The sequence below is a fragment of the Vibrio chagasii genome, assembly GCF_002954585.1.
Taxonomy (GTDB): domain Bacteria; phylum Pseudomonadota; class Gammaproteobacteria; order Enterobacterales; family Vibrionaceae; genus Vibrio; species Vibrio chagasii_A.
Map to the genome: position 1 here is coordinate 1544843 of NZ_MSCI01000001.1, position 25381 is coordinate 1570223.

23 protein-coding genes and 1 pseudogene are annotated in these 25381 nt (G+C 42.1%); 13 read left to right on the forward strand and 11 right to left on the reverse strand.

Features of this window, described 5'->3' with window-relative positions; genetic code table 11:
* The first annotated feature begins 26 nt into the window (after positions 1-26).
* From choW to BTO10_RS07150, 4 genes are all read left to right on the forward strand, one after another.
* Positions 27-869, forward strand: coding sequence for a choline ABC transporter permease subunit (gene choW / locus BTO10_RS07135; protein WP_004736863.1), 843 nt, complete (start codon positions 27-29; stop codon positions 867-869).
* Between the two features lie 2 nt (positions 870-871).
* Complete coding sequence (choV, locus tag BTO10_RS07140) at positions 872-2086, forward strand: choline ABC transporter ATP-binding protein (protein WP_105024076.1); 1215 nt, start codon at positions 872-874, stop codon at positions 2084-2086.
* Between the two features lie 352 nt (positions 2087-2438).
* Positions 2439-2921 carry a MarR family winged helix-turn-helix transcriptional regulator gene (locus BTO10_RS07145; RefSeq protein ID WP_004736861.1) on the forward strand — a complete coding sequence of 161 codons (483 nt, stop codon included), beginning with the start codon at positions 2439-2441 and terminating at the stop codon, positions 2919-2921.
* 406 nt (positions 2922-3327) lie between these two features.
* Entirely contained in the window at positions 3328-3984 is a 657-nt protein-coding gene (locus tag BTO10_RS07150; RefSeq protein ID WP_105024077.1) for a Qnr family pentapeptide repeat protein, read from the forward strand.
* 340 nt (positions 3985-4324) lie between these two features.
* On the opposite strand, the gene BTO10_RS07155 is transcribed toward BTO10_RS07150, so the two are convergent.
* Entirely contained in the window at positions 4325-5437 is a 1113-nt protein-coding gene (locus BTO10_RS07155; protein WP_004736859.1) for a linear amide C-N hydrolase, read from the reverse strand.
* Between the two features lie 416 nt (positions 5438-5853).
* On the opposite strand from BTO10_RS07155, the gene BTO10_RS07160 reads away from it, so the two are divergent.
* On the forward strand, positions 5854-6123 hold the full coding sequence (locus BTO10_RS07160; protein WP_004736858.1) for a winged helix-turn-helix transcriptional regulator: 270 nt from the start codon (positions 5854-5856) through the stop codon (positions 6121-6123).
* A gap of 72 nt (positions 6124-6195) precedes the next feature.
* Positions 6196-6483: a YciI family protein gene (locus BTO10_RS07165; protein ID WP_105024078.1), complete on the forward strand. Its 288-nt coding sequence runs from the start codon at positions 6196-6198 to the stop codon at positions 6481-6483.
* 211 nt (positions 6484-6694) lie between these two features.
* Here the strand turns inward: BTO10_RS07165 and mrdA are convergent, their stop codons facing one another.
* Positions 6695-8545: a penicillin-binding protein 2 gene (gene mrdA, locus BTO10_RS07170; RefSeq protein WP_105024079.1), complete on the reverse strand. Its 1851-nt coding sequence runs from the start codon at positions 8543-8545 to the stop codon at positions 6695-6697.
* A 329-nt stretch (positions 8546-8874) separates the two neighbouring features.
* Here mrdA and BTO10_RS07175 point away from each other — a divergent pair, with 329 nt between their 5' ends.
* Complete coding sequence (locus tag BTO10_RS07175; protein WP_004736855.1) at positions 8875-9306, forward strand: GNAT family N-acetyltransferase; 432 nt, start codon at positions 8875-8877, stop codon at positions 9304-9306.
* 147 nt (positions 9307-9453) lie between these two features.
* Here the strand turns inward: BTO10_RS07175 and BTO10_RS07180 are convergent, their stop codons facing one another.
* A complete protein-coding gene (locus BTO10_RS07180) occupies positions 9454-9669 on the reverse strand; it encodes a hypothetical protein (RefSeq protein WP_105024080.1) in 216 nt (71 codons plus the stop codon).
* 447 nt (positions 9670-10116) lie between these two features.
* Here BTO10_RS07180 and BTO10_RS07185 point away from each other — a divergent pair, with 447 nt between their 5' ends.
* Positions 10117-10377, forward strand: coding sequence for a DUF5062 family protein (locus tag BTO10_RS07185; RefSeq protein WP_004736854.1), 261 nt, complete (start codon positions 10117-10119; stop codon positions 10375-10377).
* Positions 10378-10467: 90 nt separating this feature from the next.
* Here the strand turns inward: BTO10_RS07185 and BTO10_RS07190 are convergent, their stop codons facing one another.
* On the reverse strand, positions 10468-12729 hold the full coding sequence (locus BTO10_RS07190; RefSeq protein ID WP_105024081.1) for a hypothetical protein: 2262 nt from the start codon (positions 12727-12729) through the stop codon (positions 10468-10470).
* A 332-nt stretch (positions 12730-13061) separates the two neighbouring features.
* Between BTO10_RS07190 and BTO10_RS23580 the strand changes: the two genes are divergently transcribed.
* From BTO10_RS23580 to BTO10_RS07205, 4 genes are all read left to right on the forward strand, one after another.
* Entirely contained in the window at positions 13062-13217 is a 156-nt protein-coding gene (locus tag BTO10_RS23580; protein WP_004736852.1) for a DUF5993 family protein, read from the forward strand.
* A gap of 9 nt (positions 13218-13226) precedes the next feature.
* Positions 13227-13766, forward strand: a complete 540-nt coding sequence (locus BTO10_RS07195; protein ID WP_105024082.1) for a disulfide bond formation protein B — start codon at positions 13227-13229, stop codon at positions 13764-13766.
* 355 nt (positions 13767-14121) lie between these two features.
* Positions 14122-14328, forward strand: a complete 207-nt coding sequence (locus tag BTO10_RS07200; RefSeq protein WP_004736849.1) for a hypothetical protein — start codon at positions 14122-14124, stop codon at positions 14326-14328.
* A gap of 299 nt (positions 14329-14627) precedes the next feature.
* Positions 14628-16520, forward strand: coding sequence for a methyl-accepting chemotaxis protein (locus BTO10_RS07205; RefSeq protein WP_032553942.1), 1893 nt, complete (start codon positions 14628-14630; stop codon positions 16518-16520).
* Between the two features lie 76 nt (positions 16521-16596).
* Here the strand turns inward: BTO10_RS07205 and BTO10_RS07210 are convergent, their stop codons facing one another.
* Together BTO10_RS07210 and add are read right to left on the reverse strand one after the other, a co-directional pair.
* Positions 16597-17190: a sugar O-acetyltransferase gene (locus tag BTO10_RS07210; RefSeq protein WP_105024083.1), complete on the reverse strand. Its 594-nt coding sequence runs from the start codon at positions 17188-17190 to the stop codon at positions 16597-16599.
* A gap of 151 nt (positions 17191-17341) precedes the next feature.
* Complete coding sequence (gene add / locus BTO10_RS07215; RefSeq protein WP_105024084.1) at positions 17342-18340, reverse strand: adenosine deaminase; 999 nt, start codon at positions 18338-18340, stop codon at positions 17342-17344.
* Positions 18341-18460: 120 nt separating this feature from the next.
* Between add and BTO10_RS07220 the strand changes: the two genes are divergently transcribed.
* Positions 18461-19405 (forward strand): LysR substrate-binding domain-containing protein, encoded by a 945-nt coding sequence (locus BTO10_RS07220; protein WP_004736845.1) that lies wholly within the window; start codon positions 18461-18463, stop codon positions 19403-19405.
* Between the two features lie 140 nt (positions 19406-19545).
* Here the strand turns inward: BTO10_RS07220 and fos are convergent.
* The 5 genes and pseudogenes from fos to BTO10_RS07250 all read right to left on the reverse strand — a co-directional run bounded on the left by fos (position 19546) and on the right by BTO10_RS07250 (position 25361).
* Positions 19546-19942, reverse strand: a pseudogene (gene fos / locus BTO10_RS07225) (fosfomycin resistance glutathione transferase).
* Positions 19943-20014: 72 nt separating this feature from the next.
* Positions 20015-21598 (reverse strand): SgrR family transcriptional regulator, encoded by a 1584-nt coding sequence (locus BTO10_RS07230; RefSeq protein WP_004736842.1) that lies wholly within the window; start codon positions 21596-21598, stop codon positions 20015-20017.
* A 704-nt stretch (positions 21599-22302) separates the two neighbouring features.
* A complete protein-coding gene (locus BTO10_RS07240; RefSeq protein ID WP_105024085.1) occupies positions 22303-22701 on the reverse strand; it encodes a DUF1090 domain-containing protein in 399 nt (132 codons plus the stop codon).
* 134 nt (positions 22702-22835) lie between these two features.
* Positions 22836-24341 (reverse strand): SgrR family transcriptional regulator, encoded by a 1506-nt coding sequence (locus tag BTO10_RS07245; RefSeq protein WP_105024086.1) that lies wholly within the window; start codon positions 24339-24341, stop codon positions 22836-22838.
* A 9-nt stretch (positions 24342-24350) separates the two neighbouring features.
* Positions 24351-25361, reverse strand: coding sequence for a Gfo/Idh/MocA family protein (locus tag BTO10_RS07250; RefSeq protein ID WP_105024087.1), 1011 nt, complete (start codon positions 25359-25361; stop codon positions 24351-24353).
* Positions 25362-25381: the final 20 nt, after the last annotated feature.

Below are 25381 nucleotides of genomic sequence, written 5' to 3' on the forward strand. Positions count from 1 at the left end.
GCCCGCCAATAATGAAAGGCAATATTGTGAATTTTATTACGGAAAACAAAATCCCTGTCGGACAATGGATGGAAGCTGGTGTTGACTGGTTAACTATCAACGCAGCGGGCTTTTTTGATGCTATTTCTATCTTTTTAGAAACCGTTATTCTGTTTTTAGTCGATGTATTTAAATGGATGCCGCCTGCGCTCCCTATCGTGATTACTGCTGCGATCGCTTGGTATTTACACCGTAAATTGTCGTTGGTGATCTTCGTTGTCGCGGCGCTTCTGACCATCCTCAACCTTGGCTATTGGCAAGAAATGCTGGAAACCTTTGTTCTCGTCTTTGCGGCGACAACGATTTCCGTATTAATTGGCGTACCGGTTGGCATCATGGCAGCGCACCGTCCTTGGCTGTATACGTTACTGCGCCCCATTCTCGACTTAATGCAGACGGTCCCAACGTTTGTTTACCTTATCCCAACTTTGGTTCTATTCGGCTTAGGTATTGTCCCTGGCTTAATCTCAACCATTATTTTTGCTATCGCGGCCCCAATACGTTTGACCTACTTGGGCGTGACTAAGGTGCCAGAAGAGCTGATTGAAGCCGGTAAAGCGTTTGGCGCTAGCCGCATGAAATTGCTCCTCAAAGTGGAGTTACCAGCTGCTCTGCCAAGCATTATGGCAGGTGTCACTCAGTGCATCATGTTATCGCTTTCTATGGTCGTGATCGCGGCGCTTGTTGGTGCTGACGGGCTTGGTAAACCAGTGGTTCGAGCCTTGAACACAGTGAATATCTCGCAAGGATTTGAAGCGGGACTTGCGATTGTACTTGTCGCTATCATTCTTGATCGCTTGTGCAAAACACCTAACCAGAAGGAGGCTTAATCATGTCTATTTCTCAAGAACAAAAGACAGTGGACGCAATTACGATTAAAAATCTTGATGTCGTTTTTGGTGATAAACCGAAGCAAGCGCTTGAGCTACTCGATCAAGGCAAAACTCGTCAGGAGATCATTGATGAGACCGGCCAAGTCGTCGGCGTAGATAATGTGTCGCTAACGGTTAAAGAGGGCGAGATCTGCGTGCTGATGGGCTTGTCTGGCTCAGGAAAATCTTCATTGCTTCGAGCGGTAAACGGTTTGAATGAGATTAGCCGTGGCTCGTTGGCAATTAAAGATGGCGATAAGCAGGTTGATTTAGGTGAACAGTGTGATGAAACGACACTGCGCCACCTTCGTACCCACCGTGTTTCGATGGTATTCCAAAAGTTCGCCTTAATGCCTTGGTTGACCGTGTTGGATAACGTGGCCTTTGGCCTTGAAATGCAAGGTGTCGCTAAAGATGTTCGTCGTGCTAAGGCACGTGAACAGCTTGAAATGGTTGGTCTTGCGGAGTGGGAGACCAAATTCCCTCATGAGCTCTCTGGTGGTATGCAGCAACGTGTTGGCTTAGCTCGAGCATTCGCTATGGACACTGACATTCTATTAATGGACGAACCGTTCTCGGCGCTTGACCCATTGATTCGTGCACAGCTTCAAGATGAGTTGATCACACTGCAAAACAAGCTCAATAAAACGATTTTGTTCGTCAGCCATGATTTAGACGAAGCGCTGAAGATTGGTAACAACATTGCGATCATGGAGTCAGGCAAGCTGATTCAACATGGTAAACCTGAAGAGATTGTACTTACACCTAAAACGGAATACGTGAAGGACTTCGTTGCTCATACTAACCCATTGAATGTACTAAAAGGTCGCTCATTGATGCAGCCTCTGGATTCTTTGAAACAAGAAGATGAAAGCTGGCAGATCTGCGATTCAAAAGACCTATGGGTTGAACAGAGCGAAGGGGAGCTATCTGTAAAAGGTGAATCGGATTTGGCACTTGTCGAGTGGAATGAGTCTGATGATTTAACCGAGATCAGCGGGTCGAGTGTGGTTGTCGTAAGCCCTGAAATAGGCATGCGTGATGCAATTAAGCTCAAGCAGATCAGCAACCATCCCATCTTGCTGGTTGAAGATAATCAATTGGTCGGAATCTTGGATAATAGTGAGTTTTACAACGCATTGACGGGAAATTTCCAACTCAATAATGCTGCTTAGTCGTTTGAGTTGAGTACACTCGCTTTTTATGACAAATAGGTAGCGAAATCTCGCTACCTATTTGACTCTACTCTCTTTTTATTTTTCTCTTGTTCGTGACTTTTCTTTGATGGTTCGCCGCTTCAAACCGGAATATCAGTACTCAAAGTACAAAAGTGTTGTCACGCTCAAACTCAGAGGCATAGAAAAGATTGAGAATAGTATGAACATCAGTACAATGCGGAAAAATTAATGAAGTAATTTATCAATTTACAGTGTAATTCCCGAGCAGCTTTGGCTCTATTAATTGGAGTTTCGAGTCGCTTGAGCACTGTGAAAACATTCACCGTATATTAGTACAAAGGTCTGCATCTTGGACAAACATGACGAAATCCTGGTCGCTATTCGCCAAATTATTCGCGCTATCGATTTACATTCGAAGAAGCTGAGTAAAGAGTATGGTTTGACTGGCCCTCAATTAATCTTAATGAGAGCAATCCAAGAAATGGGTAACGTGACGATCAAAGAATTGTCTAACCACACCAATGTAAGCCAAGCGACTACCACTACGATCATTGATCGTCTAGAGGTGAATGGCTATGTACAACGTATCCGCAGTGTTGCTGACCGTCGTAAAGTGCATGCGAACTTGACCGAAAAAGGTCAAGAACTGCTAAACAACGCTCCACCACCACTGCAAGATAGCTTCGTTAACAAATTTCAAAATCTTGAGCCGTGGGAACAAAGTTTGCTACTTTCTTCGATGCAACGTGTATCATCTATGATGAACGCGGAAGACATTGATGCCGCTCCAGTTCTTCAGCTTGAAGGTATTGCTAATATCGCAAAAAGCTAGACAACACAACCTGAGAACACGAGTTAAATTCAACCCTCGGTACTTATGAATCGGTTAGCCTCCACGATGGTGAGCTTTACCTATTTTGTTTTTAACTTCTCAGAAAAATTGAGTCTTGTACTTTCCTCCTCGTTAGCCAGGTTTCCTGGCTATTTAAAGCTTACTGATTTTTAAACATGCATCTTTATCTGATGATCAGCTACGTCACAAAACCTTCTGTAAGCCACAAAACTTTTTTCAATATAAGCGCGTTCTATTAACTAAAAACAGCCAGCTTAAATTGCTTATTTGGCGCCTTAAATTGGCTAAAAACAGGTGCTTTAAGTTGCTGTTTTTGTTGGCTTTTAATTTGATGTTTTCTAAAGATCTCAGTGGTAGTCTTAGCTTACTTTCTTTAGGGGGCTAAATGGACACTAATAACAGTACTTATCACAACCACATTTTCGCTCAACAAGACTTGTCCGATATGACTTTCACAGCATGTACCTTCATTCGCTGTGACTTTAGGCGTTGTAATCTACGTGACACGACCTTTATTAATTGTAAGTTCATTGCGCAAGGCGATATCGAAGGATGCCACTTTGGTATCGCAGATTTGCGTGATGCAAGTTTTCAGAGCTGCCAGCTCGCCATGGCGAATTTTAGTAACGCCAATTGCTATGGGATTGAGTTACGTGAATGTGACTTGAAAGGGGCTAACTTTACGAGAACGAACTTTGCCAACCAGGTGAGTAATCGTATGTACTTTTGCTCAGCGTATATCACAGGCTGTAACTTGTCTTATGCTAACTTTGAACAGGCTTGTTTAGAAAAATGTGAGCTGTTTGAGAACCGTTGGATAGGGACTTACCTTGCAGGAGCGTCATTAAAGGAGTCGGATCTGAGCCGAGGCGTATTCTCTGAAGATGTATGGGGACAGTTCAGTATGCAGGGAGCAAACTTGTGTCACGCTGAATTAGAGGGGTTAGATCCTCGAAAGGTTGACACATCGGGCATTAAAATTGTCGCTTGGCAACAAGAGCAACTGCTTGAAACTATGGGTATTGTGGTAATGCCTGATTAATAGGGTTAGCGAAATCTTTGATTAACCGAGAAAAGACGGTTGTTTTGCTTCTAACCACTGTGGCTGCACATGGTTTATACCTGCTTTATCTATGAAACTTATCTTGTGAGATTTTTAGGTAAAGTTTTGATTTTAATAGTCAAAGCAAGATTAAAATAAGGCACTTTCCTAGCAGGAAAGTGCCTTGCTCTTATCGGTTGAGAGCTTTACGTACTCACAATCTCTTCACCGACTTTGGCCCAGTTCGAACTAACCTCTAAGCTAAATCACGCCCTAATCTTTGATAGGCACCCACGTTCTTTGGCAGCTTGAAGCCTTGCTAAGTGTGGCGTAGTCAAAGTTATATGGCACAGAATGGTTGGTTTTTATTAATGTTTGTACAAGGCTGAGATTCTCGTTTGTTCGTGTTACGCCCCAATTCAACCACTTGTTTACCATTGACATCAAACATCGAGAAATCGTATGTCTCAACTTGATCTGTGTCCCATCGGTCTAGCTTGAGTGTTTTATTCTTTAAGTCTACTTGCGAAACCCATAAAGTTGGAAAGTTCGCGTCATAGGCGACGTCCCATTTTGTATATCCGCTACGCATCTCATGAGCAACACCTTCAATAATATTACTTAATTGTTTGTTGTCGCGGATACCAAAACGCTCTTCATACGCTTTTACTTCCTTAAGAGCATATTGAGCACGATAACGACGATCTATAGAGTTGATTGAAGCCGTTGGGAAGCGCTTTTCACTTAATAATTCTCTGTCCATTTCTGTCATAGTATCAAACGTTGGGTTGTTTGAAATGACATCTAAAGAACCTGTTCCTCGGTAGAGTTTCTTTTCACCATTTACCATTTCAACAAGGACAGTCTCACCAGAGTTATCAGCAAAAATGAAGTGAGCCAAGAAGTGGTTTACAGTTGTATTTGCATCATACAGACCAGGTACGCCACCAAGTTTTTGGTCACGGATGTTTGTGTTATTGATAATAGATTCTACTTCATCAAGGTTTTTTGCATTCGCAATAACGTATTGCACGAATCGCTGACCATCGATGTCTTGATTACCTTTTACTCGCGCTTTTTCATCTTGCCAGTCTGTATTGAGATAATGAATTTGACCAAGAACACCATGTTCGTTGATTGCTTCGGTGACAAACTCTGCGTCGAAGCTTGCAATCTCAATCATGGCATGTTTTGACTTGTAAACTTGATGGGCTCCCCCTGATTTGTTGAGGTCGACACCGTATACCGTGGGTGCTCGTGTATCAAGGACAGTTCCTCTCGGTACACCGCGCACAACACCTTGATCGTAACCTTCCCAGTCCATTGAACGTGTGACCATCGTCGTATCTAAAGTATCCGAGTGGTACAAAGCTCGTGTACAAGCTTGTGCTGTACCAGAAATGGCTCCAAGCGTTGTGGCAACTAGGGTGAGTGTTAATAATTGTTTTTTCATGATTTAAGTAACCTAAAAGATAAGTTCGTATGTGTCGAATGCTAGGTGTTATGCGCTATATATGTCATTGGCTGATAGAATTTTGCACTCTTCAGAGTTGTGGTTAATTCAACTTTTATTTCTCAGAAAACATATAACAATAACTTGTTAAATAATCTTTGTTTCTATGTTGGATATTATGCAATCTTAAGTATATCAATTCAACTGGCTCTCAATAAGTTAGAGGAGAGATTCATTTGCTAAAGCTTTGAAGGTAATTACCTCAATCAAGGCGTCATTTTTTGCTATTAAAAACATAGCAAGTTAAATTATAACCGATTATACTCAGACACGTTTTTGATAGCGGAGGAATCTCAATGACTCATTTTAGTTGTCTCGGTAAGCCAGTTCGCGGCTCAGAGTCAGGAATCCCTATCATGGCATTATTTGACTTGCTGGGGAGACGTTGGGCTATGGGAGTTCTTTGGCAGCTATGTTCAGGTGGTCCCTGTACATTCCGTGAATTGCAGGATCGCTGTGAATCAATTTCTCCTGCCGTTTTAAATTCAAGAATTAAAGACTTAAGACAGGCAAAGTTACTTGAACGCGGAGAGGGGGGGTATCAACCTACGGATTTAGGAAAGCAAATCATCTCATCCCTTCATCCTTTAAAAGATTTAGCTGAACAATGGGTTGAAACACTCTAAGACGGAGAGTGAAAAGTGAATACTAAAAAAATTGCCTATGAAGCTATACAGTAACCTGAACGAGGAGCCATCATGTTTATTGTATCTTTAAATTATATTGGTAAATTATCAGAAGTTGATAAGTATCTTGAGGATCATATTGACTATCTGAATAGATACTACGAGCTGGGTATTTTTATTGCTTCCGGCAGGAAAGTGCCTCGTACTGGTGGGGTTATCCTTGCACAGGCGAAGGACCGCACTGCACTAGAAGGTATATTAAATCATGACCCTTTTATCATTTACAACCTTGCCGATTACGAGTTAACAGAGTTTATCCCAAGCAAGATGGTTCCTGAGCTTGCTTCGTTAATCAATTGACACTCAATGTTAATCTAAACGGAGCAAGATCAGTGAGTGGGCTTAGTTTCAAGCTCGTAGATCTACGGAAACCTTTCGCACGATATCTATGTTTTAAGAATATTCTAATCCAAAAATTTATGTGCAACACACTATTACCAGAGCAGGGACTGGTAGTGGCCTAGTTACGTGTTGTCGCCTAAGTTAGATTATCGTTTTAATTTTACTTGTTTTATTTGATTAATACTTGGTCAAAGATTTTCTTAACGATGGGCGCACTATTGAAAGAACCGCCACCGGCATTTTCGAGGATTACTGTTACTACGATCTCCGGCTCTTCATAAGGGGCAAACCCAGTAAACAACGCTAAATCTCTTAGATGTTCGGGAGTATTATCAGCATCGTACTCTTCGTTTTCTGCCAACCCGAAGACCTGGCTCGTGCCAGACTTCCCTGCGCTTTTATAGAGAGCGTTTCGAAATACTGTTCTAGAGGTGCCATTTTTACCATGATTTACTAGGTACATACCGTATCTAGCAAGTTCCCAGTAGTTTGATGGAACTCCTTGGATCGGCGGGGACTCGGCTAGCTTATTTTTAGTCGAATCATTTTGATTCGATAAACTGTCGAGCAACTGGAGCGGCTTTTTCCGACCATTATTGACTAAAATTGAGGTGGCATTGGCTATCTGAATGGGAGTTGCTGTCCAGTAACCTTGCCCTATACCTATAGGTATGGTGTCGCCGATATACCAAGGCTTGTTAAAGCGATTCCGTTTCCACGCTCTAGTCGGCATGTTAGCTGACGTTTCCTCGAATATATCGATCCCGGTACTTTCGCCAAAGCCAAACATCATCATCCAGTTGGAGAGTGAGTCAATACCCATGTCGTATGCAATCTGATAGAAGAAGGTATTGACGGACTGTTCGATAGATTGAGTCACATCTACGTTACCATGCCCCCACTTGAGCCAATCGCGAAATGCACGAGTACTGCTGTTAGGGACTCGCCATGCGCCAACGCTTCGAACTTTGGTTCTCGGTGTTATGCTCCTTTCTTTTAAGGCTGCTACAGCAATAAATGGCTTAATAGTAGAGCCTGGAGAATAGGTGCCTAACGTAGCGCGGTTGATTAGTGGCCTATTCCTGTTGGTCAACAATGCTTTGTAGTCATGGTTAGATATACCTCCGACAAAGGCATTAGGGTCATAGCTAGGGCTAGACACCATCGCTAAAACACCGTTATCGTGAGGATCTACCACTACTGCGGCTCCTTTGCGGCCTCCAAGCAGTTTATGTATATAAGATTGAAGTTTAACATCGATATTGAGGGTAATATCTTGTCCAGAGACTGGGGGGACGTATTTGAGCGTTCGTATGACGCGACCACGACTGTTTACTTCGACTTCTTGATAGCCTACTTTTCCATGTAGTACATCTTCATAATACCGTTCAATGCCAATTTTTCCGATGTTCCTAGTGGCTTTATAGTTGTGGTCTTTCCCTGCAGTGATGAGACGATTTAGGTCTGACTGGTTCAAGCGTGCAACATAGCCGAGCGAGTGTGTCAAAATATCAGCATAAGGATAATGTCTTTTTAGCGTTGCTATGACATCCACACCCGGATATTTATAACGATTTACCGAGAACCTAGCGACTTGTTCCTCATTAAGGTTGTCTAACAGAGGTATTGAACTAAAACGTCGTGCTCGCTTGAGGTTTTTTTTAAATCTCTCCTCTTGCTCTTGGGATATATCGATGATTCCACGTAGCTTCTCGATCGTTTCAGATATGTTTTCTATCTTTTCTGGTACTAGCTCTAAGCTAAATACTGGTACGTTTTCGGCTAAAATGATGCCGTTACGATCATAAATCAGGCCTCTGGTAGGGGGGACGGGGATGATTTTGATACGATTTGAATTAGAACGCGTTTGATAGTACTCATGTTGTGTCACCTGTAGGCAGTATATGTTTAGAACCAACAGTCCTGCTAGGAACACAATACATATAAAAGCAAACACCGCCCGACTTCTGAATAATCTAGCTTCTAGCTTATGATCTCGAAATTTGTTTCTTCTTCGCATTTATCATTGTCCTTCAACATGGCGGTGTTGAATTGACCATAAATGTAAACACAGGTGATTTCGCTCACAAAAACATTCATTAAATGACTGACTGGGTGGGCATAACATATCTTTTTCTACTGCTTTGTTCGCTTTTTAGGGAGAGGAGGCTTGCATGATGATATGGAACGTATTGCGTATGTCAATTACAAGGCTATTTTTTTGGGGGTAAGGGACGTGTTTTCATCCGAGGATCTCCTATAGACATCAGTGGCTCACTTAATGGTTTAGGTTTAATATGCGTCTTCGCGGCTGCACATGTTTATATTCAGTTCAATCAAGAGAAAATTATGACTATAGAAAATGTGCTTCCTGAAGATTACGCAGAAATGCTTAAGGTTTGGGAAAATTCAGTCCGAGCAACTCATGACTTTATTACAGAAGAAGATATTGAGTTTTTTAAACCTATCATCATCGAACATACGTTCCCTGCGGTTTCTTTGAAATGCGTTAAAAATGAATGTGGTTCGATAGTTGGCTTCGTGGGCGTCCATGATGCAAAAGTCGAGATGCTTTTCGTTTTGAATGAAGTTCGAGGACAAGGAGTAGGTACGGTGTTGTTGCAACATGCGATTGAGCAGTTGGCAGCGACCAAAGTTGACGTGAATGAGCAAAACCCACAAGCGGTAAGCTTCTATCAGCACATGGGGTTCAAAATTGAATCACGCTCACCACTTGATGACATGGGGAAACCATTTCCAATTCTGCATATGACGCTGTAAGACTCGGTTGTCGTATCACTCGGTTGTAATCAACCACAGTCGCTAGAAGAAAAGCCCAAAGCTAATAACTTTGGGCTTTTCCGTATTTGATAGCCAACATTTGATAATGGTTTGAAAAAGATAAATGCTTTGCTATCTCGAATTAGATTAGTGCATACCCGAACGCATTTTATCGGCAAGGGCAAAGAACACAAACAGCACAAAACACACCAAAGCTACACAAAGTGAAATGAGTATCATTGTGGCATCTTTTGTCATTAGTGGAACCACGATAGAAGCTAATGCTATCAAGATAACAAGGATATGAACGACTCGACCGGGAATTGGGTTTTTATGACAGAATGAAGCCCATAGGTAACGCATTATTAACACCAGTATAAGATTAGTGGGTCTATTTTATTTGTTTAATGAGTATTTTGTAAATAAGTTTTCTTTACGGGTGACTGTAAATATGATCTAAGTCGATGTGGTATAAAACTAGTTAAATAACAGTGATTTATTGTTTTTTATAAGGCTAAAAGTATACAAGTGAAAATAATAGTATTCTGTATCCTTTAGCTTGGTAAGTTGAAATTCGGCAAAATTTTGGTTTCTTGACTGAAGATCTCACTTATTGAGTTTTTTGTTAAAATATCGTTTGCGCATTTGTATTTATCTTGTGAATGTAAATTGAGTGGGTAGCGGTTTCGGATCTGCGAATCGTTTTGTGTAATTTATCAAAGAGAGCTTTCGAATTGAGAGCGCGGTAATCTTATCGAAGATTTGGTTTGATATACTCAAGGTTCATTCTACGAAGATGATGGAGATGATATGTCGAAAACCGCGAAGATCATGAATGAAGATAAGCTGGTTAAGAAGGCTCTAGAAGTCGGTTTTAAAATGGCAAAGTTGCAAGGTTTCGATTTGCCGAACTCATCTCAACCAATTAAGGTTAAGGCTGTTTATCTATTTCTTGTTGAAGTTAATCAAATTACTCCGTTGCCAGACAGCAAATTGGATGGCGCAAATCTTAAGAAGCGCCTAGCGTTATGGATACACAACGCATTGCCTGACAACGATCCTCTGAAGTAAGCAAAGAGTAATTCATTTTTATCTTTGAAACCTAGCGACTACTCGCTAGGTTTCTTTGTTTTATGGTGACCAATTCAAGTTTGAGCTGCGTCAATAAAGTAGTATCAAACCTTGGTAACCACCTACCTGCACTTCATCTAGATATTCTCCCACTTTGCCATCAGCGCTCACGGGCTTCATTGGTGGATCTAATCGAATAGAGATTTTCTCTGCGGCATAAAAGTCAGCGTTTTTCCCATAAAAATCGGTGCGATAGAGAACGCGTCCATGCTCAAACTCTCTGGCTATCACCATGTTTTCTGGGCCGCCTTCCACAACCTGTTTATCTGATTGATAAAGGAAATAGGCATGAGTAGGCAATAATGAAACCTTGCCATTCGGTAGATCTGGGTGATCGATTCGGGATTGTGATGTGTTGCCAACAATCGTGTAATCCTCAGGTTTTGGAGTGCGGGTTGAGAGCATCAGTGTAAGTGGTTGGAAGCCCTTTGGTATGGCTCCTGAAGGCACACCAAGATCAACGTTGAGCAGTGCTGTGGGCCGGTAAGCCATATTTTTGGGTACGCCAGCTTTCCAGAAATTATCTGTTGTGGTGTTGTCGCTCCCGTATACGTAACCACTGTTCCATTGGTTGAAGTAGCTCTGCTCGGGGTGGTGGTTAAGGTAATAGGTCGCGAGAGTTGAGTACTGGTCTTGTTGCCAATTCTCTTGGTTGTTCCCAAAGAACTGCACTCTTCCATAGCGCGTAGTGGCTTGTTGAATAACCTTCGAACCTGAATACCCGAGTGCTGAGTTGTCCCAAAACTTCGATAGCCCGCCATAGCCGCTAAAACCCGTTGACGGGAAAATATAGTGCTCCCTGAAATACAGGTTTCCTGCATCTATGAGGTGCGATTGTCCATTTCGACCATAGAGGTTAGCTGTTCCAATATTGAGCCCAATTAACGGTTTGTCATTAACGGCAGTCAATCGTTTGAGAAAGGCGGAAAACTGTTGTTTATAGCGTTCATCAGCTTCAGTTGAGCCTACGATAGCATCAAGTTCAGCGATGTTACCCCCAGAGTAGATATCAAATTGATTACTACCCAAGAGCTTATTGGTGTCATCGTTGTAGGCGCCAGTAAGTCCTAGCTTGGTCCAATGTTGACCATAATAACTGCCCATTGCCATCAATAGCCCGGGATTAGACAGATTGGTTAGCGACCATGACGAATTTTGGTCCCACATTCGACCAAAAGGGATAACGCGAGATTCCCAACGAAATCGAGCTGTGGCGGATTTGTTACTTCGATTCTGGTATTCAGCAGGAGACAAATAGTTGTCTTGGTTAAGGTCGGCCGATTGGTCGAAGCCACGAATTTTTCGCCAACGCTTTGGTTCATTAGGGGAGGGGCTGTGGCTACTCTCTTTAGAACCAAGTTCAACGCTTTTAGGCGGTAAGTCTTCTTTGGTCATTTGGGGAAAGCTATCTGTGAACTGGACGCGACTTAAACGAGGTCGAATATCACTTGCTTGGCCTTGCCAACGCACTCTTACTACGTATAAACGCCCTCCATCACGGACAAAAGAGGAGCCAAAAAATTGCCCGCCACCATAACTGTTGCCACTACCATCGTGAGTGCTTGCTCGTACCCAATCAGAGGGCACTTGCCAGCTAACCGCTTGGTTTTGAGTCATGTTCTCGGTGTTATCTTCACTTACAACAAGATGAGACCATGCTTTGACTTGATTGTTGGTGTTCACCTCAGAAGGGTATTCAATCCAAAACTTCCCACCTTGTGCAAAGCGTGAAAACTCAAAATCGACACTATCGAATTGTTCAGAGTGGTAAAGGTAGAGTGCGCCACCTTGTTGGAAGTGTTCGAAGACATCGGCATCCCAAGGTGGTGGCTGGTAAAGGGCAAAACCTGCGTGCATTGCGTCTGCGGTATAACCCACAAGCATGGGTTTACGGTTTAACAGGGTACTCTCACCATGAGTGGGGTTTGGCTCTGCAAGGATGGTGTCTTCTGAAAAGTGTAAAAAGAAATCTTCGTAATCGATGTCGTATCGTTCTGCTATTTCTCTAATCTCGTCTTCGAGTACACCTGAGTTCAACTCTAACTTTTGGTTGTACATGTAGCCAACGGCCAGGATATTGGTTTTAAGGTTTTGGTTAGCACTAGATCCAAATATCAAATCACTATGGTTGAGCTCCCAATCAATCACATCGTGGGCAGATATTTCATTACCTTGTAAGTCGATCCCTTGCTCATGTTGACCGGGTAGAACGATCGCGTAGTTGGCCCAAGTAATATTGGGAATGATAAGGCTGGTAAGAAATAGGGCAGAGACAAATCGTGTTGTTTTCATTAAGTTTCCTAGCCATTCACTCTTTTAGTGTTATCCCTGTTTGTTAATTGTAGTCAATCGTAATATCTGTGCTCCGTTTCGTGGTATGCCTGATTTTGAGGTGCGTATGCTTTTCTTGATTCGGCGTGTTACTTGCATCTTCTCTTCATAGAAGGATTTGTTAGTCGTGGAAACTTGACAGGTTAACGCTTACTAGCAAGTATTAAATTGATGATTTTTAATCCGTAATCCATAGATTTGCCGATTTTGAATGCTGTTTGGGGCGTAGGTGTGGATATTCATTTTGACGTTCAATATGACTGGACTTGATAAATAGCGAGGGAATATCTCTTATGATGTCTTTACTGTTTCTACTATTACTCGTGGCGATGTTATGCGCTTTTTTCGACAAAAAGACTGCAGCTTATGGCTTTTTTGCGGGCTCAGTGATCCTTGGGTTGTATTGGTTTAATCACCATGCGACTGATTCATTACCCATCTTATTGTAAGGAGCTAACATGAATCGAAATCAGTTAACGCTCCTAAATACGCTTGGCCTACTCGGTATGACTGCCGTTCTGTTGATAGGCTTTATCCTTCAGTTTGTTCTTCATGAGTTGCCTTGCCCGCTGTGTTTATTGCAGCGCATCGGTTTCGTGATGGTTGCGTTTGGCTTTATGTTGAATGTGGTTTATGGGCCTCAACCTCGTCACTATGGCATTGTTTTGATCGGTGCCTTGTATGGTGTCGCCACCTCACTGCGGCAGGTATCGCTGCATGTGATTCCAGGCACGCCTGGCTATGGTAGTCCTATCTTTGGGATGCACTATTACACTTGGGCTTTCGTGTTATTTGCTGCGACCATATTAGCGGTTGCCGTCATTTTAATACTGACCAATAAAGAACCGTCGCAAGAAGCTTATAAGATGAGTAACTTGGGGCGTGTGGCGTGTTTGTTAGCCATCGTTGTGGTTGCCCTCAATGCCATTGCAACCTTTGTTGAATGTGGACCTTATCAGTGCCCTGATAATCCTATTAGTTATTGGCTACTGGGCTAGCTGTCCTGTCTGTTTATTTAGTGAAAAAGAGAGCCACAGCGCCAGCTGTGGCTTTGTTGTTTATGGGTGACTCCATTACGGTGCTTTGTAAGCATTACTATTGTTCCTCACAATTCGGATAAATACACAAATATCTATTACGGTGATTGCCTGTTTTGTATCTGAGGAAGGGGGAGGTAGGTGTTGTGGATTCCCGGTTACTTTGAGCATATTGTGGATTACCTTGGTAAGGCGGGGAAGAAAGGTAGATAGCGCCACGATTGGTTGTTTTTTGTTCTTTTGTCAACTTGATACTTGAATTTAGCCATTTTCAGGCCAGACTTCTAATTGAGTTTAATGTAATTAGGAGGTAAGTATGGCTGCAGATAGAGATCTAGTGAACTTCAGCGAAGAGCATGAGCTTAATTATTGTCTCAGAAGTGCAGGTAAGCGCCAAACTAAAGCAAATCGAGATGCGCTTGTTGATTTGGGTAAACAAGTTAAACATGTTTTAGACAAACGTGTGTTGACTCAAGATGATGTAAGAGGTGCTATCCACGATCACGATGATATGTTTGAGTGAGTATGGTCGTTAGTGACTGTATTGTCTTTCGAGAGGCTTGACTGGCGATTGTTCCGAGCCTCTTTTTATTTCATTTCTGTTCGTCTAATTCATCATAAACTCACAGTGCTTCCATATTTGTTATCATTTTCGTGAATATGATTTGCGTGGCTTTTATTTTATTTTTTATTTATTTGTATAAAATGCGCGTTTGGTTTTTTATTAATAATGAAATGTTATATATCGACATTAATTGTTTTTATTTGTTCTATAAAATACTGGTCCGACATCATGTTATTCCAATATTAGATAAGACGAGTATGATACAAAGAATAAAAGATTTTAGCCTAAAAACAAAAATATCATTTACATCACTTTTTGCTGTTATAGCCATGGGTTCTATTCTGACTTGGGTTTCCGCCAATAGCCTTAATGATGCAACCAATACTGCGATCAAAGCCAGAGCCCAAAGTTCAAGTTATGTTGCTACAGAGTATCTATCAAGTTGGGTTTCCTACAAAAAATCGGTTTTATCGTCGATCGATATTAAGGAGAACAATATTGGTATATTTGCTTCTCTAAGCCAAGCACAAGAAGCCGGAAAGTTTGCAGATACCTATTTTGCAACAGAGGATGGTAAAACCTTAGACACACTCACGGGGAATTCAGCTAGCGACCTGAGAGGGAGACCTTGGTACTTAGAGGCAAAAAATGCCAATAAAACAATCATTACGCCTGCTTATCATGACTTAAACACAGCACAGTTAATGGTTACTATCGCTCGACCAATTAAGCAAGAAGGTATTTTAAACGGTGTTGTTGGGGTAGATATTTCATTAGATTCATTGCTTAAAGGTATCAGTGATATCAATGTAGGCAAAAATGCGCACGCTATTTTGATTGATATGAAAAGTCATACTTTTTTAGCGCATCCTAAAAATAGCCTTGTATTGAAACCAACAACTTTTATTGCGCCTGATTTTACAAGTGACCTTATTGAACGAGCAGCTGACCAACAACAGGTTGTTACTATCAGTATCAACCAAGAAAATAAATTTTACTACTTTTCTCGAGTACCTGAAACAAACTGGATGTACGCCATAGAAATGGATGCTAATACGGAGACTGCTCATCAATCAGAGCTATTGCGAGATATGATCTTTGTAGCATTGTTTGTCGTGCTATCTGTAGCTGCGTTTATCTTTATTTTAATGAAAGTATTATTCAAAGATCTGGAGAATGTCTCACTGGCTCTAGCAGAAATTGCATCAGGAGATGCAGACCTGACCCAACGGATAAAACCACGTTGTAATGATGAAGTTGGAAAATTAGCAAACAGTTTTAATCGCTTTGTTGAAAACATGCACTCGATGGTTACTCGTTTAAGTGGCGTTTCTATCGCGCTTTCTGAACAGGCTAAAGACATTGCTCAACAAGCAACGAGTAACTCGCAGAGAATCTCTTATCAACAAGATGAAATCAATATGGTTGCGACAGCTGTTAATGAAATGGCTGCGGCTACTCAAGAAATAGCAAGTAACGCTGACCTTACAGCAAGTAATTCAGAGCAAGCCGTTCTTGAATGTTCAACAGGCTCAAGCCAAGTTCAAGAAACACAAAGCTCTATTCAAAGTTTGGAGAGTGAAGTTCAAGTAGCCACCGATATCATTCAGCAGTTAGAACAGCATGGGCAAAGTATCAATGCGATACTCTCAACGATTCAAGATATCGCGGAACAAACAAACTTGTTGGCTTTGAACGCAGCTATCGAGGCTGCACGAGCTGGTGAACAAGGTCGAGGATTTGCCGTAGTTGCAGATGAAGTGAGAATATTAAGTCAGCGCACTCATGCATCGACTAAAGAAATACAAGGTACGATTGAATTATTGCAAGGCACTACAGGTCAAGCAGTATCTATTATGGATGAAAGTCGCAAGCTAGCAAGCACGAGTGTTGATGATGCAAACTCTGCAACAGTTAGCTTGGGCCAAATTCATTTGGCTATTGAACAGATTAGTGATATGGCGACACAGATAGCATCAGCAGCAGAAGAGCAAGCCTCTGTGACGAACGAAATTACTCGTAATACGGAGGGTATTAGAGATGTGTCCAACGAGTTATCGATTGAAGCGCAACAGACTTCAGACAAAGCGGCTAATCTATCTAAGTTATCCAACGAGTTAGAGCAAGAGATCAACCACTTTAAACTTTAATATGGATGATCCTTTGATAATACCTTGATTATCTCGGCGTTAATTTAATGGGTGTTTAAAGTGGGATGTTGATTATTCAACATCCCACTTTTTTACGGTGTTTGTTTTCATTTTTTCGATTCAGATACCGGATTAATTTGGCTGGCGTGCCGCCGTAGAGGCAATCTGGTGGTACATCACTGTTGACGACAGAGTTGGCAGCGATAACAGAGCGAGCGCCAATCGTCACATCTTGATTAATGACCGAGTTCCCACCAATCCATACATCATCTTCAACGATAATAGGGAAACAGAAGGTTTCCCACTGACGACGACTGCGGTGGTCCAGAGAGTGAGAAGCGGTATAAAATTGAACGCTTGGCCCTACTAAAACATTGTTGCCAATTTTGATGTTAGCACCGTCCAGCATGACCACATTCATGTTAATGAAAGTATCGTCACCTATCTCAATGTTTTTACCAAACTCACAATGAAAAGGGGGACGCACTATGCTGCTACCAATCTTGCCAAACAGGTTTGTTTGCAAACTTGGCTGTTGAGTATCGTCTGTACATTGATTGAAGTCTGACAGGGCTTTACTGGCATGAGAACGCATTTGGCTAATCTCATGGTCGGCGCCGTCAAAAACCTCGCCAGTGAGCATTTTTTCGAGTTCTGTTTTTGTGTTCATGGTTTATATCTTGCGAATCAATATTGGTATCAGAATACTGATAAATGGACATAAAAAAAGAGAAAAGCGTCAGCCTTTCTCTTCCTATTTTGTGCTTTTAAGCACTAGCTTTAAGTGAGCCTAGCTCTTCAGCAAAAGGCGCTTTTAACCGTTAGATTTGCTCAACAAAACCCATTAGATGCTGCTTTACTTCGTCTGAAGCAAATGCGCTTTCTACAGAGTACTTGTAGATTTCTGCGTAATCTTCTTTCGTTAGGTCGAAAGTTTCACATACGCGTTTCACTTCGTTAGTCATTGTTGTGTTCGACACAGTGCGGTTATCTGTGTTGATGGTTACAATGATGCCATCTTTCTTGAATTCAGAAATTGGGTGGTCGCTGAATTTATGAATACATTTAGTTTGAACGTTACTCGTTGGGCAAGTTTCAAGCGCAACCTGCTTCTCTTTCACAATGTTGTACGCATCTTCGTTACCTTGGATGTGAACACCGTGGCCGATACGCTCAGCGTCCAGCATAGTCACTGCGTCGTAAACGTTTTGACCGTGCCATTGCTCACCTGCGTGAACCGTCACTCGGTAGCCTTGTTCGATCGCGTATTGCGTGTATTCAGGGAACTCAGTACAGAAACCTGGCTTTTCACCGCCAGCAATATCAAATGCTACAACGCCTTTACCAAGGTATGGCTTACCTGCATCGATCACGTCTTTGATTGAATCTTTAGGGAACATACGCAGTACAGACATAATGTAGTTGCCCTTGATGTCGTATTTCTCTTCAGCACGCTTCATGCCTTTCACTGCACTTGCAATGATCGCGTCAAGAGACAGGCCTTTATTCACGTGCAGGATTGGTGCGAAACGAACTTCTAGGTACTTAACGTTTTCTAGTGCTGCGTCTTCGTAAAGCTCAAAAGAGATACGCTCAATTGCTTCTTCAGTTTGCATCACTTTAAGTGGCAGGCTGAAACAGGCTAGGTACTCATCTAGGTTTTTGCAATCTTCTGGCACAGTTAGAGATTGAACAACCGCATCACGGTCTTCAGGTAGTTCGATATTGTACTGTTTTGCTAGATCAATAATCGTATCTGGGCGAACACTTCCGTCTAGGTGGCAGTGTAAGTCAATCTTTGGTAGTGCTAGAAAATCCATGAGTATTCCTTAATTCTATTATTCTTTGAGTGTGTTAACTCACATGCGCTCAATTTACCAAGAGCATGATATGATTTAAAGTGACAAATAATCATCATTAACCTGAATTTGGGGAATATCATGGTCGATGTTAAAAGCTTACTTAAATGTGATATGAATTTGCTGTTGTGCTTACATGTTCTGATTGAAGAACGTAGTGTGAGCAAAACGGCAGAGCGGCTGTTTTTGAGCCAATCTGCGGTAAGTAAACAACTCACCAAGCTTCGAGCTTTGTTTGACGACCCGCTATTTGAGCGTGAGTCTAAAGGGTTATTCCCAACTCCAAAAGCACTCGTATTAGCGCCCAAGATCCACCAAATTTTGCTGCAAATCGAAAAGCTAACTGTCCCTGAGGTGTTTGATCCTAAGGAGAGCGAGCGTACTTTCACTATAGACCTGGTTGAGACCGCCTACACAGCGGTTTATCCGCAATTTATGCCGACAGCGCTTGCTGATGCACCCCATATCACCATCAATAGCTCAACGTGGAGTAGTGATAGTTTCAAACGTTTACTCAAGCGCGAAGTCGATTTTGGTATCGGTATTTTTGAATTAGATGAACGTGCTTCAACCCATGTGCAATGTATTCCGGATGAGTTGGATTACGTTGAGTTGTGCCTAGATTATTCTGTTTGTTTAATGCGTAATGATCACCCCGCTTTGCAAGAAGAGTGGAACCTCGACACCTTTCTTAAGTATCGACACATACAATTGGTGACGGGCGGAGCGGGCGACTGGTTATTGATGGAAGTGCTTAACGCTAAGCAGTTAGAGATCAACAAGGCCGCGAACGTGTCGGATATCACTAGTGCCATTAAACTGTGTAAGCAGAGCGACCTGTTGATGTGCTATCCATACAACTCGGTGCGCGATTATATCGATAGCGGTGAACTTGTGATGAAGCCAGTTCCCATCGATTTGGTACCTGGAGGGTTATTTTTATTGTGGCACCATTACTTTGATTCTGAGCCTAGCCATCGCTGGTTGCGAGAGCTGATTGTTAAAAAGACGCAAGACTCTCAATAGTAGGTTATTGATTTACTAATTATTGAGCGCAATAAAATGTTTTTCAGGCAGCTCGATGAAGCTGTTTGTGAGCATAAGTTGAGTGAATTTGCCTTTTTAGGCTGCCGTTAAATTAAAGAGTATTTAAACGCTTATCGTGCTTAAAGCCAAATGAGTCCGCTGTATGGTTTCGCTTTAAGTGCCTCTAACCTACTTTTAAGTGAGCCTGAGTGTATCTCCAGCTTATGACCATCAGGGTCTAAAATATAGAGTGAGTTCCCTTCGCTTTTGTTCTCTTTGAAAACTGTCGCGCCTGATGAAATAACACGTTCTGTAAAGGCTTCAAATTCTTCTGGTGCAATATCAAAAGCTGTGTGTATAGTCATTTTTCGGGCAAGGTTCATCCAGAGCAAGACAAAACCAGAGGTCGCCCGCAGAAAGATAAGCTCCTTTGTCCCATTTAGCATGAGCCGCAAACCCCAAAGTATCTTGATAGAAACGAATAGAACGTTCCAAGTCACTGACTGCAATGGTGATATGATTAAGCCCTAAGATCATTGCTTTTTTCATTAAATACTCCCACTAACTTAATGAATCGTATAAATATTTTATGACCATAATATACTCTACTTAATCTGGATTTACCCAAAGTTTTGCAAAATCGCACCAACCAATAGAGTTGATTTCGACATTTCTTACTCGAGATGGAACCGTTAGCGTTAAACTCTCTGACTTAAAGATCGCAAGAACATTATTGTTGTAGAGATCAGTTATTAGGCCATTTATTAAGGTTTCTTTTTGAGTAGGGGACTCAGTTTTACGTATGGTATTTAAAGTGTTAGCTAAATTATCATGCTGCTCCCAAGTTAGATTTTTACTCCAAAAAGGGTAAAGCTTGAAAAAAGCAAACAAGCTTGTAACTCGATCTCCCTCTAATCGAATCCCACCAATAGCCAAGTCTTGGTTAGGTACAGCACGTCCGTATGAATGCTGACGACCTATAGGCTTTTTATTTATGGATGAATTGGCACGCATTAACTTACGAGCAAAGTTGCGATTTTCATTGTTGTTCTCATAGCTGAACGATATGGGAAATGGCCATTCAAATGATGATTGGTCATTGCATTGAAACAAATTGATTAGTGAATTTTTGATGGAAGTGGTTTGGAGCTCACTATGATTAAGTAAAATGAAAAAGTAACCAATATCACTAGTTGATACTTTGTATTTGTTCTCATCACCATCAAGAAAGAAGAAATTCTCAGCGCACTTTTTGTCTTGCTCCCATTCCGGATGAATCCAAAGTTCAATCCTTTCAATTAATGCGCAGTGGCCGCTGTATTGGTCATTTCGTGCTAACCTAAGAACTCGAGTTGAGTTAACCTCAACAAGAAATGGCCCAGATCCTATGGGCAAGTAACTCATGTCTGGCTGGTAAATGCTATGTTTAGGCATAATTGCTGTTTCAGCTCTGGACAACAACAGAGGTAGGCTAGGGTCTTTGGTTTTTAATCTGATAATAATGCAATGCAACGAAGCTATTTCTATGTCGCTAATATGATCGTATAACCTTTGCCAGTACACAGATAGAGACAAGGCTTTTAAGCTTTCAACAACATCTATCGCTGTTACGGCTGATTGATCATGAAAAATTGCTGAGGATCTCAGGTGAAAAGTCCAATTCATATGGCCTTTATCACTTTCCCAGTGATGCGCAAGATCTCCTATAAGCTCTGACCCTTCATAGGTGACTAAAGTCTGAAAAACTTCATGAATTAGATGTCTTTCAGTTCGTTCTATAGATTTGTGAGGGTGTAGTGGTCCTATCTTTCTGTGAAATGGAGCGTAGATAGTTCTATCATTTTGGCTAGATGTTCGCTCCAAATATTGCTTTAATCCGACTGCAGCATCTCGTTTGTTAAAGCTCACTAATTGGTGTGCTTGTTCATATTTTGCGCTGTCTATAGCTTTATCTACTTGTGCGTAACAAGCATCGATTGGTTCTACGACGCAGTTAAGTTGCCCTCTTTTGCCTCGTCCTCTAGCTGGAGCCCAAGTCAGCCAATTCATTTCGGACATTTGTTTAAGTAGAGTTCGCGTATGCCTTTCACTGCACATAAAGGCGGTAGCGATCTGTTCAATAGTCACCTTATTAGTGCCGGGACCCATTTTTTGAAACAGGTCCTCGTATAATTCTAGTTTACGTTTATTCATTTATTTTCGCAGTATCGTTGGACTTTTCTCGTTGAGTCATTCGAGTATGACTCTCTCGTGTATCCTCCCAAAACTTGTTAGTGTCAAATATTTCATTGAGCCTTTGCACTCTTTGCGCAGGTGTCATATAGAAAATCCGAGCCAGCAATCCCCGCGTTCTCTCGTGCGGATAAGTTGATCGAATGAACTTTGCAATGTAGTCATAAGTTGTCATCTTTTTTACCTGTATGAATGAAAGCATAGACAGGCTAAATGATTTCAGGAAGACAAAACCGGAACATTTATAGAGTTTGTTCCTGTTTTACTAACTAAAGAGTCGTTGCTAATACACATAGTTCGCGAGTGCTGAGTGTAAACGGCGTGTGTTACAAGTGATAAATCTGACATATATCAATAGTAATGGTTTAGGATAACTCGATCTTCTTAACGTTGTGCAACCATATGTGAGTAGATTGAATTACTTTTTGTGGTAGTAGTGGTTGCATTTTTTCAGGTTTAAATATGGCTTCAGCTATAAAGGTTCCTTAGCTACCACTGAGCTTGTAAAACTTCATAACGAATATCCGTTTGGCGTACTCGAATATAAATATTGAATGGAGAGGCAATTAGGTTGTCTCAGATTTATAGCCGTTTTTTGTGAATGGTCTTACGAATGAGTAAGACCATTTTTTCATTGAAGCCGCTTCGATGTGCGCGAATTTGATTTAAGGGATCTCAGACAATTCTTGCTTTAAGTCATCAATTTTACGCTGCTCTTTTTCTATCTTGCGCTGATACTTTTTAATTTTGTCCGACCTGTTGTCTTGTTTGGCTTTTTCTAAGTCGGCTTGATACTCAGCCAAATCTTTCTCATTAGATTCGATTTTTTCACGAAGGTCGTCTTTCAAACTTCCGTTGCTACAGTTTTCTTTTGCCGCTTTTAATGCCGTTGTGAGTCGGTCGACTTTGTATTGATTGTCGTATTGCTTGGCTTGTTCGATTTGATGCTCGATCTCACAGAACTTTTTCTCACAGCCAGTAAGTGAGTTGCAGGTCGTGCTTGCCATACTGCTAAAAGAAAATGCACTGAGGAGCAGTATTGGGCCTTTTAGGTGTCGATTCATGATTTACCTTCTACTGGTTCTATAGGGTTGAGCCTAGTTTCATCGTAACTTAACACCCGCACGCTTTGCTTATGGCAGAGGAGTGTTAAAGGTAAGTCTATGTGTTGAATGACTTATCTCTGTTAAAGATAGAATCAAATATGGCTAATCCACAACTTATCGAGGTCACACCAACCGAATCCATTTACTCGTGCTCCGTGTATTTTTTCAGATACCTCAAGATTGAATGCCTCTTGCTTAAGCTCAACCACTACTTCAGTCTTGTATAGCCAGCATTTGAGTTTCAAGAGCGTTTTGGCAGCTTGTTCAAAGTCTGGTTCGCACTGAATTGAGGTTAAAGCCTGTTCGATGGTTGCGAGCATTTCAACGGGTAGTGACAGATCTTCGAAAGGGAAACGGGTGAAGAAGTCTAACCAAGAAGAGAATGAGTGGTTTTCATCGATAATGCTGCATAAAGCAGCGTCTCTTATTGTTGAAAAATCCCCATACTCGACGGTGAGTTTAGTTTCACCAGGCGCTGAAGATTGCTTGAAAAAAGCTTGGCATTCCGAGGTGTCTTCGACGGTGAATGTTCGATTGGGAGAAGACAACCCTGGGTTTTGAATTTGGAAAAAAGTAGAACCATGACTCTGAGCATGTCCACAGCCGTATTCGCCAACTTTGAGTGTCTTTTCAGGCATTTTTACGCACACCTGATTTTGAGCACACGCTTTACTCTCTGCCCACTCTGGGTAAACCCATAATTCGACTCGATTTAGGGTCGGAACCTGATTTGAATACGCATCATTGCGGTTCAGTCTTAGCATCTTGTTTGAGAATATCGCCAATGAGAATGGGCCGGAACCGACCAGCCTCTCGACAGAATTAGGTTCAAAAATCGATGCTTCGGCTCTAGCAAGCAAGCGGGGCAGATGCCAATCCGTCTTGCTGAGTTTTATTGTGATGATGTTGCCTGAAGACGCAGAGACTTCAGTAATATGCTGATAGCAGCGATACCATAACTTGTTTGAAGAGAGCAAACTCAGACAGTGTGCTATGTCTTGAGCTTCCATTGTTCGGCCGTTGTGGAATTGTACACCATTACGAATTTGGAAACGCCAGATCGTTGCATCTTCATTGGGTTGCCAATGATAAGCCAAGTCGCCACATAATTTACCTTGTTGTACCGAGGTGAGACGCTGGCAAATTTGCATCACTAAGAAGCGCTCGGTACGTCTCAGTACACGCTGAGGGTGAAGCGCTTCTAATTCACGGTGGAAGGGGATGTACGCGACGCTCTGAGCCGATTGATTCGCGCTGTTTAGAAAGGCTTGCAGCTCTGTACCAGCATTGCGTCCATTAAAGCTTAAGGTGCTGAAGACCTGCTCGATATTGCCGGAGTCTGCTTGGCTTTGTGCGTATTGGTAGCACGCTTCCATCGGTTCAATCAGACACGTGAGTTGTGCCTTTTTATTGCGTCCTGAACCGGCTTGCCACTCAATCCAGCCTTGTGCTGTCATTGCTTTGAGTAGAGTTTGAACGTGACGCTCACTCACATGTAGAAGCGTTGCGATTTGACTGACTTGGCAGCGTGATACTCCAGGCCCAAAAGCCTGAAATATCTTTTCGTACAGTTCAAGCTTGCGCTTTAGGTTGCCCAATTCGAATTCCTAAATGTTAGGTTGAGTTAAGTGTTGGTAGCCTGCATCAGCGAGCGCTTTTTCCATGGTTTCAAGAACCTGTGCACTTATCTTTGAGCTTAGGATATCAGACTCAAGTTTTCCCTCTAATACAAGTTGCGAGAAGTGCTCGATTTGATACTCGAACCCATTACCTTGAACGGGGTGCTCGATGGTGAAGGTTTCTTGTTTGTACTCCACCGTTATATGGGCTGGGTTCCACCACTTCTCTTTAATCGTAATGGTGATATCTGGGCCCGTTAATCGCGCTGCGCGTGGCAGATTACGTACCGTTGAAGCCGATATGGTCGCGTTGATCTCTCCAGAGAACTGGAAGCACGAATCGGTATCTACATTCGAACCTTCATAGAGGCTCGACATTTCGACTTGAGGTAGAGGAGGCGTAATACCAAGAGTGCGACATAAATCGTAGAAGAACCACAGACCATACACGCCAACATCAAGTGTTGCCCCGCCGGCTAAATCCGGGTTGAAGATAAACAGATTAGGGTTGTAGTCGTGTTCATTACCAAAGCTGGCTTCTATCGAATCAAGCTTAATCTGGTTACTGGTTAAAAATGTTGTAAGCTCGCGATAAGCTGGGAATACGACAGTCTTCATTGCCTCTAGCAACATCACACCATTTTTCTCCGCTAGGGCTTGCATTTCTAACCAATCACCAAGGTTGGTAAAGGCTGGTTTTTCTACCAATACGTGCTTGTTGTGGCTCAGAAATAGTTTGGCTAGAGGTTTGTGATAAGGGTGGACCGTGGCAATGTATACCGCTTCAACATCAGGATCTTGAGCCATGGCTTCATAAGAACCATAAGCTTTATTGCAATCAAACTTATTAGCAAAAAGAGCTGCTCTTGATTGGTCGCGCGCTGACACCGCGTAGAGTTCGCCAAATGAGCAGTGCTCTGTTAGCGCAGTTGCGAATCTATTCGCGATATTGCCGAGCCCTGCGATACCCCATTTAATCTTACGTTGCGTGTCACTCATCACTTACTCCAATCGTTGTT